The organism is Pontibacter diazotrophicus, assembly GCF_003367245.1.
Lineage (GTDB): Bacteria > Bacteroidota > Bacteroidia > Cytophagales > Hymenobacteraceae > Pontibacter > Pontibacter diazotrophicus.
This window is the reverse complement of the sequence record NZ_QRGR01000005.1, coordinates 253251-265393: the sequence shown is the minus strand read 5'-3', so window position 1 is coordinate 265393 and position 12143 is coordinate 253251. Positions and strand designations below refer to the sequence as shown.

The window sequence follows — 12143 nt, the reverse complement described above, 5'->3', positions numbered from 1 at the left end:
ACACTCAGCTCTCGGAGAGATAGTTTCCGCTGGAGTTCATCAAAAAGCGCAGCTGGTACTGATGGTACCAGCTGCGCTTTTTGATTAGAGCTTATCTTCCCCGCTTTCTCGTTGGTTCTATATCGTTTTCCTCTTCCAGTTGCCGCTCCACAAGCTCATTATCCTCGCGCAGCGCAGGTTCATGCATGGGGCTTTCAGACGGTCTTTCGTCGCCTAACAGAATTGCCCACTGCTTAAACTTCTCTGTTCTGTCGAAGATTACCTTAAGCACTGCAATAATCGGCAGCGACAGGAACATGCCGATTACCCCCGCAATTTCACCGCCCACTATCACACCCACAATGGTTGCCAGAGCATTTATTCTCACTTTTGACCCCACAACGCGCGGCATCAGAATATTGTTGTCCAGAAATTGTACGGCTGCTATCACGCCCAGCACCGTGAGAATAGGCCACAACTCAGAGGAGGAAGCAAGCGTCAGTAGCACACCGATAATGTTACCAAGCAGAGCGCCTACATAAGGTATCAGGTTCAGAAAAGCGAATATTACTCCAATCAGCAAGGCATGTTTGATGCCGATAATCATCAGGATACCGCCCAGCAGCACTGTCATATATGTTACCTGGATTAAGAGGCCAAAGAGGTAACTTTTAATGATAACTTCCATCTCCCGCATCGTCTCCTCCACGTTATTGTGTTGGTCTTCAGGGAACCAGAAAAACACAAAGCGCAGCAGGAGGTTCTTGTAGAAAAGCAACAGGAATATATAAATGGGCACTAAACCCAGGAAAACAAACATACCCGTAATGGAAAGGGCAGCCCCGCTGAGCATATTACCGAGATAGCCCAGAATCCTGCTGCTTTGTTCGCTGATAAAGCTTGTCTGCTCTTCTGTTGACACCGGCGAAATTTCCTCTACCCAGGCACTAAGGGAAAGTAGATGTTGCGTGACATTTGCCTGAATAACAGGAAAATCTGATATCAGGTTTCTGATTTGAAACGAGAAGAACCAGACAATAAGCCCCACCACCAGCACCAGTGCCAGCAAGGTGGTGCCGATAGCAACCGTTTCCGGAAACTTTTTTCTCCTGAAAAACCGGTAGAGCGGCAGCAGCATAATACTCAGGAAAAAGGCCATCAGCAGTGGGGCCAGCAAGTCTCTGCCCAGCACAATGATCCATCCCAGAAAAAACACACCCATTAATTCGATTGCCCTCCTGACTGTAAGCGGCAAATCATTCTTGTAATTCATATTTGGTAAGGTTAAGCTGTAAGTACTGCCTCTTATACGATACAAAAGAAATAAGCACTTACCTTTGCGCCATGAGTAAACAAGTGCAGGTGCATGCGGCGCTCTTTCTGGTGGCGCTTATTTATGGGAGCAACTACAGCATCGCCAAAGAAGTAATGCCTTTTTATGTTGGCCCTTTTGGGCTGATAGTCATCCGGGTAGTGTCAGCGGCGCTGTTCTTCGGTATATTTTCGAGGATGGTGGTGAAGGAGAAAATCGTGGGACGGGCCGATAACCTGCGTTCTATTGCCTGTGGTGTAACGGGTATTGCCATAAATCAACTCTGCTTTTTTGCCGGCCTTAACTTAACAGTGCCTATTAATGCTGCCCTGCTGATGGTGATCAGCCCGGTGGCAGTGCTCCTCTTCTCGGCGATACTACTGAGAGAAAGTGTCAGTTTTCGCAAGGTGAGCGGCATTGTACTGGCTTGCCTGGGTGCCCTGCTCCTCATTAATACTTCACGCAGCGAAAGTGTATCTGGAAATATTTTTGGTGATTTGCTGATTATCCTGAATGCTGTCTCCTTTGGTATGTACCTCGTGCTTGTAAAACCACTGATGCAGAAGTACAAGGCTGTTACCATTGTCAGCCGTATTTTTGCGGTGGGGGCTGTTATCGTGGTGCCTTTTGGCTGGCACCAGCTCCTTACGCCGGATTATGGTTCCTTCCCCACCTCTATCTGGCTTGCTATCGTGTTTATGGTGTTAGCGGTTACCATACTGGCTTACCTGCTAAACACCTGGGCCCTGCGCTATGCCAACCCCTCTTTGGTGGGTGCTTATATTTACCTGCAACCGGTGCTGGCTATCCTGATTGCCACAGGCTTTGGGAAAGATGAGTTTACGCTACAGAAAGGCCTGTATGCGTTGCTTATTTTTTCAGGGGTATACCTCGTAAGCCGCACACGGCAGAATGTAGGCAAAGAGGCGCCCATCTCTGAGGCAAGTGAACAGGCATAGTATTCTGTAACTATTCACTTGTTTCAGCAGCATGCCAAAAGTTTATTGTCGTGCTACCTGATACATGTATCGTGCTGCATACTTTACCTCCCTTTCCACCATACTCTGCTGATAAAGCTACTCGCATTGTTTACCCACTGCCCTACTTCCGGCACAAGAATGGGCACCCCCTGCAGGGCAGCCGCCTGGTGTAAACGCTCTATCGGTTCTCCCCAACGGTGAATAGCCAGGTCGAAGGTAGCCCAGTGCACAGGCAATAGTCTTTTACCTTGCACCTGATGGTGTGCCTGTACTGCCTCTTCAGAGTTCGTGTGGATGTCTGCCCAGTTAACGTCATAGGCACCGATAGGCATAATGGTAAGGTCGAATGGGCCGTAGGCTGCTCCTATATCCGTAAACTCCTGCATAGGTCCGGAATCTCCACTGTAAAACACACGCTCATTTTTACCAACAATGCACCACGATACCCAAAGCGTACTGTTACGGTCAAAGAGCCACCTGCCAGAGAAGTGACGAGCGGGTGTGGCGACTAGTAGGTTGTCGCCATCCTGCACCTGCTGCCACCAGTCCAGTTCCACAATATTCAGCGGCGGCACCCCCCAGTCTACCAGCAGCTTCTTCACTTTCAGCGGCACATAAAATAGCGGCACTTTGTCGCGAAGCGCATGGATGGTGTGGTAGTCGAGATGGTCGTAATGGTCGTGGGAGATAATAACGGCATCAACGTTGTGAATGTCTACTGCCGTTAAGGGTGCAGGATGGATGCGCTTTGGCCCTGCAAATGGCACAGGAGAAGCACGCTCACTCAGTACAGGGTCGATGAGATAGCGGCGCTTGCCCAGTTCGAGTATCAGAGAGGCGTGCCCAAGCCAGTTCACCCGCAGTTGTTCTGACGGCTCCCGCTCAAAATCAGCAGATGCCAGATAATGTACAGGTACCTTGAAGGGAGGTTTAGCAGCTCCTTTCGAGCGTTTGGCATACCGCTGCAGGGTGTTCAGCATGTTTTCTTTCTGAAGTACTTTCGTGAGGGATGTATTCAGGAATTTGCCATTTTCATAGCGGGAGGCGGCTGCCTGCTGTGGTCTTCTCATGATATGTCTGGTTTTCTTCTTTACCAGCTCAATATACTTGATTTATTATATTTCGGTTTTGCCGGCTTTTTTCGCGGTTAGGTAACTCGCCTATTTTACATGGTCTACCTACTTCCACAAGCCATTACCCAAGTATGTTATTTGCTTTTCACAATGTTTTTAAAAAAATCCTTCGCCCTATCAATCAAACCGATCCCTGACCCGGATTTACTGGTGCCGATTAGGTAGCCGACAGGCCTTAGGCTATTCACTCTATCTGAAAGAATTTTGAAAATGGCGAAGATGGGTACAAAAAGGATCATGCCGGGCAAACCCCAGACCATGTTACCGATGATGATGGCAATAATAACGGTTAAGGGATTAAGCTGTACCTCTGACCCAATAATAACAGGCTCAAAAACATAGCTTTCAATCAACTGTATAACCAGCACAGTTAAAGCAAACAGCAGAAGAACAGTTGGATCTTCAATATAAAGTATGGCCACGAAAACAGGTAAAATCCCACTTACAAGCGGCCCTATATACGGTATGATGGTCACCAGAGCCCCAAAAGCAGTCAGTAAAACAGGATAGCGGATGTCGAAGGCGATAAAAGCGATGATGTACATGATCGCCAGCAGGGCCATTACTTTAATACGCCCCCAGAGGTATTGATGTGCTACATGGCTGGTTTTTGATAGCACACTTTTTGCCTTCTCCTCCTTCTCTCCTGACGTATACATCAGCACCACATCTGCAAACCGGTCCCGATATAAAAGAAGGAGGAACATGTATATCAGCACCAGGAGAAACTTCAGGAAAGTCTCCAGAAAATTGCCGAGAAATTGCGTCACTTCAGTCTCCAGTGCGCCGAGTAAGTCATCTGAGCGTTGCTGCAGAAACTGCACCTGCTCCTGACGAGAAATCCCGGTTATGGAAGACACGAAACCTTGCAGCCGCGACAAGAGCTGCTCCGACTCGTTCCGGATATCAGGCAAATCATCGGCAAGATTCCTTAGCTGAAAGAACATCAGGTAGGAAAGCCCACTTACTACAGCAAAGACAATGAAGGTACTGATAAGGGAGGCCAGTGTTCTTCCTATTCCCCACTCCTCCAGTTTGTCCGCTACCGGAATCATGAGCATGGTGATGAAAATAGCGAAGGTAAAAGCGACTAAAAAATCAGCTCCAACATAAAGAATGGCAAACACAGCTATCAGACAAAGGAGTATGGCATTTATCTGTTTGAGTTTGCTGTAGTTCATATCATTCAAACGTCGTCTCTGAATTTTGCAGGGCAATTATAAGCAATTACCCTTCATACGATAATTTGAGGTTTAGTTTTAAAACTACAAGCTACAGCCATACTCGGGCTAATTTTCTCATCCTGCAAGCCCTGCTACTGAAAACAAAAAATCCTGCCGGTGCTATACCGGCAGGATTTCCATTTTATAATTCAATCATTAGATGCTTCTTACTTTTGGCTTATTTCCCCAGCGTGTATTACCGCCGCCGTTATTACTGCTGGCTGGCCTCGGTGAACCTGCGCCGCCACTTCTGCCTGCATTTGAACCTCCGGTTCTTCTGCCACCGTTACCACCACCACGCTTTTTCTGCGCTACTGTGCTGGCTGCCTCGGCAAAATCCTTCGCCGTCATTGGGTACGGATGGTTATCAATCACTGGCACCGACTTAGAAATCAGCTTCTGAATACTTACCAGGTAGGATGTTTCTTCGGCATCACAAAACGACAGGGCCACACCACTTGCTCCGGCACGGCCTGTACGGCCAATGCGGTGCACGTAAGTTTCCGGCTCGTTCGGCAATTCGTAGTTAATTACATGCGACAGGTCGTCCACATCAATACCACGGGCTGCGATGTCCGTTGCCACCAATACACGCGTCTGGCTTTTCTTGAAGTTATCAAGGGCACGCACACGCGCATTCTGCGACTTATTTCCGTGAATCGCCTCTGCCTGCACACCGGCTTTGCTCATGTCTTTGGCTACCCTGTCAGCACCATGCTTGGTGCGGGTAAACACAAGGGCACGGTCTATTTCACCATCTTTCAACAGGTGAAGCAATAAATTTTTCTTGTCTGATTTCTTTACATAGTATACCGCCTGCTTGATAGTGTTGGCAGTAGACGACACCGGTGTAACCTCTACCTGCGCAGGGTCCACCAGAATAGTGTTCGCCAGCTTCAGGATTTCAGGCGCCATCGTAGCCGAGAAAAACAACGACTGCTTTTTCTCAGGCAATACTTTCAGCACCTTCCGTACATCATTCACAAAGCCCATGTCGAGCATGCGGTCTGCTTCGTCCAGCACAAACATCTCAATGTTGTTCAGGTGCACGTACTTCTGTGCCATCAGGTCGAGTAAACGGCCTGGAGTGGCTACCAGTATATCAACACCGGCACGCAATGCATCTGTCTGCGCACGCTGCGACACACCACCGAAAATCACTGTATTTTTCAGGCCGGTATGTCTGCCATAAGAGGTCAGGCTGTCGGCAATCTGCAGGGCTAGTTCACGGGTTGGCGTCAGAATCATTGCTCTGATCTTGCGTGGGCCTCTATCCTGCTGGGCTTTGTTTTCAGAAAGCAACTGCAAAATTGGAATAGAGAAGGCCGCCGTTTTACCGGTTCCTGTCTGGGCACATCCTAAAAGGTCTCTTTTCTGAAGTATAAGCGGAATTGATTTTTCCTGGATGGGTGTTGGTTGGGTATATCCTTCTGTTTTAAGAGCTTTAAGGATAGGCTCTATCAAATTTAAATTCTCGAATGTCATTAATTGGTTTTTCAAAAGAAACCGCGCAGCACCATATGTGCTACCTTAGCGGTGAGATGGCCGGAATCTGATTTATAATGCGAGGCTGTAGCAGTCTCTTGGCCATTCCCGACCTGTGTTATTACATCAACTTATAAAAGAGCAATATAGTTCTAATAGCAGCTGAAGAATCCAAAGGTACGTCGATAAGGTGTCACTTCCTATATATCTTTTTCAGAGTGCATCCTAAACTGGGTCTTAGGCTGATGAAATGTAGTATTAGTCCCGGCGTACCACCTGTGTGTAGATAGATGGTTGTTAAAAAACTTACGAGCTCCAGCGGAGATGCCTTTTAAAGTTATGGTAACAGGCCGCTCCGCTGGAGCTCGTAAGTGTTGAAAATGTTATCTATTAACATGTCGTCCCTCTGGGACTGTAAGTAACGTCAGTTAAAAAGCATACCTGCTCTCGTCCTGTTTCCGAGCAGCACCAAAAGCCGTCGCTGCCCTATAAAGCAAATTTAATAGCCGATGGTGAAGCGTTGGCGGATGAACTGTGGGTCCTCCAGTTCATCTAACACGGCTACGGCAAAGTCTTGTCTTGAAATTTTGCTTTCGCCTCTTTCATTCGTTACCGGGTTCTCTGTGTCGTAGCGGAACTTGCCGGTGCGCTCCCCTGGCTCAATAATGATGGCAGGGCTAAAAAAAGTCCAGTCCAGTTCCTGTTCTTCCTGGTATACCTTCAGGGAATCGCGCTGAGCCAATGCTCCTCCTTTCCAGGCCTCCGGAAAATCAGGCGTGTCTACCAGTTGTACGCCACCCTCTGTGTAAAGGCTTCCTGCGCCCCCCACGTTCAGCACACGTTTCACCCCTGCTTTTTTCGCTGCTTGCAGCACCTTCTCTGCTACCTCCACATACTTGTGAAAATCTGTATCAGGTCCCCAGCCCGGGCTGTGGGATACCACCAGGGCGTCATGGCCTTTTATCAGGGCAGCTGTCTGCTCCACGTCTTCTACATCACCCTGCTTTACTTCGAGGCTCACGCTCTCTTTCGCCACCTTCTCCGGGTGCCTTACAATGGCTGTTACGTCATGGCCTCTGGTTAATGCTTCCTGTGTAATTCTGGAGCCGATGTTGCCGCTGGCTCCTATAATGGCAATTTTCATATTGTACGCGTTATAAGGTAAATATCATGACAAAAAGATTGCAGCATAGTCGCCGAACTGCCTGCTGATGCTCTGGCAGACAGAACTTCGTTATGCCAGTGTCTATTTAAACTTATAATGGAGTACAAAGTTGCAACAGAAAGGGAAGCTATCAGGCAGCAATAACTTTGAAGCTTAACAGGCTAAGCCTTCTCCACATCCTGCTCCCGGGCAATATGCTTCACAATTTTAATGGCGTGCTCGCGTGAATTTTCAATAAACCACACGTGCGTATCCATGCCGCCGCAAATTACACCGGCTAAATAAACGTTCGGTAGGTTCGTTTCCATGCTCTCGGTGTCATACTGCGGGTAGCGCTTTTCATCTTCCGACAGCTTAACTCCAATCTTTTGTAAAAAGCTAAAGTCGGGCTGATAGCCGGTCATGGCCAGCACAAAATCATTTTCTATGGTGACTTTGCCCTCTGGTGTCTGAATGTCCACTTCCCGCTCTCTAATCTCGGTGAGGCTGGAGGAGAAATAGCATTTTATAGAGCCTTCCTTGATGCGGTTCTCCAGGTCGGGTTTTGTCCAGTATTTTATGCGTCCCAACTCCGGCTGGCGTACCACCATCGTTACTTCGGCCCCCTTGCGCCAGGTTTCCAGGGCAGCATCTGCCGATGAGTTATTAGCCCCTACCACCACCACCTTCTGCCGATAATAATAATGCGGATCGAGATAGTAATGGCGCACCTTGGGCAGTTCCTCTCCCGGTATGTTTAGCATATTCGGGATACCGTAAAAGCCCACTGCGATGATTACGTGCCGGGCAACATATTCCCCCTTGCTCGTCCGGATACGGTATGCCTCCCCCTCCGACTCCATATGCTCTACTCCCTCAAAAAGGTGCACGTTCAGGTTTTGGGAATCAGCTACACGGCGGTAATACTCCATCGCCTCCATCCGGTTAGGCTTCGGATGAACAGAGACAAATGGAATCCCCCCAATCTCCAGCTTTTCAGAAGTGGAGAAAAAGGTCATGTTCAGGGGGTAATTGTAAAGCGAATTAACAAGGGTGCCTTTTTCAATTATCAGGTAGCTGAGCCCCGCCTTTTGCGCTTCCAGTCCGCAGGCCAGTCCAATTGGGCCGGCTCCGATAATCAGTATGTCTAGTGTTGATGTGTCCAATGCTGCTTGTGCTTGATAAGCTTGTGTTATACGTAAAGTTTACAACATGATTAGCCTTGCGAGGTTCAAAGTACTGGTAGTGCTAGCTAAAGCTCCCGCTTCATGATGTACATACCACGGTACTCCGGCTTCATTTCAGAGAAGTCCAGGGTATAGGTGCCACACTTCTTAAAGCCGTTCTGCTCATAAAAATTCACTGATTTGCTGCTGTCCATCGCTTTCAGCCAGACAAGGCGCTTGTTTTTTTCTCGGGCAAAAGCTACCGCAAAGTCCACCACCTGCCGGCCTATACCTTTCCCCGATGCGGCTTTGGTGAGGTAAATTTTTTCCAACTCCAGGCTCTCTTCTGCGCTCTCACCTTCTAAGGCTTTATCTATATTCAGCTTCAGGAAACCAACCAATTCCTTCTCAGTGTAAATCAGAAAAAGAGCGGCGTTCGGGTCTTCCAATTCTTTTTTGAGGGCAGCTTCGCCGAAGCTTTTGTCAATGTACCACATGCCTCCATCATACCAGAGGTAAAGGTAATGGTCGCCGTAGGCGTTAATGGCGATGTCCTGGAGCGTATGTAAATCTGCTGCTGTGCAGGGGGTGATTTTGAGTTTGTTCATATAATTCAGCTGCTTTTCACAAAAGTACTTAAAAGCACCCCATTGTCAGAATCATATCGAGGGCCCCTACCCCCAGGATTTACGGGATTCTTTTGATGAACAGGATTAGTGAAGCAGCCAACTCAAAAGACCTCGCAGCGTGCGCAGCTCCTGCGAGCGTCTGGTGCCAATAACTCTGTTACAGGCAACACGCTAAGAGAACATAAGTCAAGCAAAGTATGCCGCGTAAAGCAAAAACGGCGGAAAATTAACTTTCCGCCGTTTTAAAAATATTAATGCTGTCGCTTATGCCATTACCTCGTTCAGGTTGGGCAACTGCAATCTGCCAAAGCGGTGCAGGGTGTTTACATGAGAGCGTATTGCCTGCGCGAGCGTTTCACTTTCCAGGTAAGGGATGCCATACTCAGCAGTAGTTTCTTTAACGATTTCTGCAATAGCCGGATAATGCACGTGGCAGATACGCGGGAACAGGTGGTGCTCCACCTGAAAATTAAGGCCACCTACGTACCAGGAGAGCAGTTTGCTCTTACGGGCGAAGTTAGCCGTTGTATTCAGCTGGTGGATAGCCCAGTCATTCTCGATGACACCACTCTCATTAGGCAATGGATAACTTGTGCCCTCCACTGTATGCGCCAGCTGGAACACAGTAGAAAGGATAACGCCAGCCACAAAGTGCATCAGCAGAAAACCAAGTAGCACCTCCAGGAAAGGAATACCAAACAAAAGCGTCGGAGCCACCAGAATAGAGAAGAAATACAGCACCTTAAACGCCACAATCTTCATAAAAGCCACTCTGTTCTGTGCTTTAGAATTCGCGTTCACACCATTCCTTATAAACTGGAAAAACTGTACAAAGTCTTTCAGAACTACCCAATACAGTGTGAGCAGGCCATAAAACATAAACGCATACACCCACTGCAGCTTATGGTAGAACCTCATGTTGGTGTGCGGTGAGAAACGCATGAACACCATGTCGTCTATATCCTCGTCCATCTCCACCACATTAGTATAAGTATGGTGCAGAATGTTATGCTGCAGCCTCCAGTTAAAGGCAGAACCACCTAACAGGTTCACAGAGTGTGCCATCAGGTAATTTATCGTTTTGCTTTTAGAGAAAGCGCCGTGGTTGGCGTCGTGCATCACGCTCATCGCCACACCTGCTACACCTATTCCCATGATAAACCACAGCCCTAGGCTAATACCCAGGCCGGGTGTAAAGGCAAGCAGCAGTGCAAAGGGCACCAGATAGATTAAGAGGAGTATAATACTCTTGGTTAATATGTTATAATTACCTGACTTGGGTAAGTTGTTTTCTTTGAAATAAGCGTCTACACGTTTGCGCAGCGTGGGAAAAAACAGGCTTTTGTCTTTGTTGACGAATTTAACTTTGCCTTTTAACTTCATTTGATATGCTTGATAATTTATAAAACGGATGCATCCTTAGAGAAACAGGTTCTCCGGAGGAAATGCCCGGTATGCTGGTAATAAAATGCAGATGAAAAACTGTCTGAAATATGCAAACAGCATCCAGTCCCATTTGTTTATTTAAACAGCGAAATGCAGCTTCCACTGTTGCATTAAGTTTCGAATCAGCCAATTGCCTCGTTCATATCAGGCAGCCTGCCGAAGCGGTATAGCGTGGCGATGTGTGAGCGCACGGCCTGCCCAAACGTTTCATTCTCGAGATAAGGTATATCAAACTCCGCTGCTGTTTCTTTGACGATTTCTGCAATGGCCGGATAATGCACATGGCAGACACGCGGGAAAAGATGATGCTCCACCTGAAAGTTAAGGCCCCCTACATACCACGACAACAACTTGTTGTGGCGCGAAAAATTGACAGTCGTATTCATCTGGTGAATGGCCCAGTCGTTCTCGATGTTGCCGTTCTCATCCGGCCTCGGGTGGCTGGTGCCCTCCACGGTATGCGCCAGCTGAAACACCACCGTAAGTATAATGCCCGCAACAAAGTGCATCAGCAGAAAGCCCAGCAGCACCTGCATAAACGGAATTCCGAAGAACAGCGTAGGCACCGCAAACATTACGAAGAAGTATAGCACCTTCATGGTGATGAGCTTCAGGAGCCATTTCCTGTTTTCAGAGGCGGTGTTTGCGTTTACACCATTCTTAATAAAGAGGCCATACTGCACAAAGTCTTTTGCAATTACCCAGTATAGCGTTAATAGCCCGTAAAAAACGAACGCATACACCCACTGCAGTTGATGAAAAAACTTTACTTTTGAGTGGGGAGAGAAACGTAACACCAGCCTGTCCTGTATATCCTCATCCATCTCCACCACATTGGTGTAAGTATGGTGCAGGATATTGTGCTGCAACTTCCAGTTAAAGGCAGAGCCACCTACCAGGTTGAGGGTGTGCCCCATCAGAAAGTTCACTCTTTTGCTGCCCGAAAATGCGCCGTGGTTGGCATCATGCATCACACTCATGCCAATGCCTGCCACCCCTAAACCCATTACAAACCAAAGCAGCAAGCTCACGGAGAGTTCTGGCTGAAAAACTAGAATGGCAATAAAAGGAACTATATAACAGAGTAGCAGCACTACGCTCTTCACCACCATCGCGGTGTTGGCAGTTTTAGAAATGTTGTTTTGGACAAAGTAGGCATCTACTCTTTTGCGTAAAGTCGCGAAAAAAAGATTTTTATCTTTGGGTACGAATTTTATTTTGCCTTTTAACTTCATACAGGGAATTTGTGTGACAGATAATGAACTCACACAGAGCTGAAAGAGCAAAAGGGTGAATTGCGGGTACTATAGTAAAAGGAATACAGCTAGCGATAAGTTCAGAAATAGTCCCTATTAGGAGGACAAAATTAGTAACTAATACTGATAAACCTCACTTACAGTTACCTAATAATACGTATCACGCTTAAAGTTCGTATAATTCTGGCATCATATAAATAGTAGTACAGAATTGCATCAAATAAAAAAATATCCTCTCTAAAGCAATTTTCGGGTTACTATTGTCCTGTTAGCCCCACAGAAAGCATCAAACCCGGGGCTCGTGCCAGGCAATGTTGTTTATATTTCGGAAGAGTATAAGTACTATAAATACAGACAAATAAAGCATCAGTCCTAAACTGCTAAAACAAA

At 47.3% G+C, this 12143-nt stretch carries 10 protein-coding genes; 1 reads left to right on the top strand and 9 read right to left on the bottom strand.

Annotated features, from left to right (window positions below; genetic code table 11):
* Positions 1–91: 91 nt before the first annotated feature.
* The gene (locus DXT99_RS06260) at positions 92–1252 is read right to left on the bottom strand and encodes an AI-2E family transporter (protein ID WP_115564681.1); all 1161 of its coding nucleotides are present in this window, start codon (positions 1250–1252) and stop codon (positions 92–94) included.
* A 71-nt stretch (positions 1253–1323) separates the two neighbouring features.
* On the opposite strand from DXT99_RS06260, the gene DXT99_RS06255 reads away from it, so the two are divergent.
* A complete protein-coding gene (locus DXT99_RS06255) occupies positions 1324–2250 on the top strand; it encodes a DMT family transporter (protein ID WP_115564680.1) in 927 nt (308 codons plus the stop codon).
* Between the two features lie 83 nt (positions 2251–2333).
* Here DXT99_RS06255 and DXT99_RS06250 read toward each other — a convergent pair whose 3' ends face one another.
* From DXT99_RS06250 to DXT99_RS06215, 8 genes are all read right to left on the bottom strand, one after another.
* A complete protein-coding gene (locus DXT99_RS06250; RefSeq protein WP_115564679.1) occupies positions 2334–3341 on the bottom strand; it encodes an MBL fold metallo-hydrolase in 1008 nt (335 codons plus the stop codon).
* 137 nt (positions 3342–3478) lie between these two features.
* Entirely contained in the window at positions 3479–4585 is a 1107-nt protein-coding gene (locus DXT99_RS06245; RefSeq protein ID WP_115564678.1) for an AI-2E family transporter, read from the bottom strand.
* A gap of 198 nt (positions 4586–4783) precedes the next feature.
* Entirely contained in the window at positions 4784–6112 is a 1329-nt protein-coding gene (locus DXT99_RS06240) for a DEAD/DEAH box helicase (protein WP_115564677.1), read from the bottom strand.
* Positions 6113–6611: 499 nt separating this feature from the next.
* Entirely contained in the window at positions 6612–7256 is a 645-nt protein-coding gene (locus DXT99_RS06235) for an NAD(P)-dependent oxidoreductase (protein ID WP_115564676.1), read from the bottom strand.
* Between the two features lie 182 nt (positions 7257–7438).
* Positions 7439–8422, bottom strand: a complete 984-nt coding sequence (locus tag DXT99_RS06230; RefSeq protein WP_115564675.1) for a YpdA family putative bacillithiol disulfide reductase — start codon at positions 8420–8422, stop codon at positions 7439–7441.
* An 86-nt stretch (positions 8423–8508) separates the two neighbouring features.
* On the bottom strand, positions 8509–9030 hold the full coding sequence (locus DXT99_RS06225) for a GNAT family N-acetyltransferase (protein WP_115564674.1): 522 nt from the start codon (positions 9028–9030) through the stop codon (positions 8509–8511).
* 285 nt (positions 9031–9315) lie between these two features.
* Positions 9316–10434 (bottom strand): fatty acid desaturase family protein, encoded by a 1119-nt coding sequence (locus DXT99_RS06220; protein ID WP_115564673.1) that lies wholly within the window; start codon positions 10432–10434, stop codon positions 9316–9318.
* A gap of 185 nt (positions 10435–10619) precedes the next feature.
* Positions 10620–11732 (bottom strand): fatty acid desaturase family protein, encoded by a 1113-nt coding sequence (locus DXT99_RS06215; protein ID WP_115564672.1) that lies wholly within the window; start codon positions 11730–11732, stop codon positions 10620–10622.
* Positions 11733–12143: the final 411 nt, after the last annotated feature.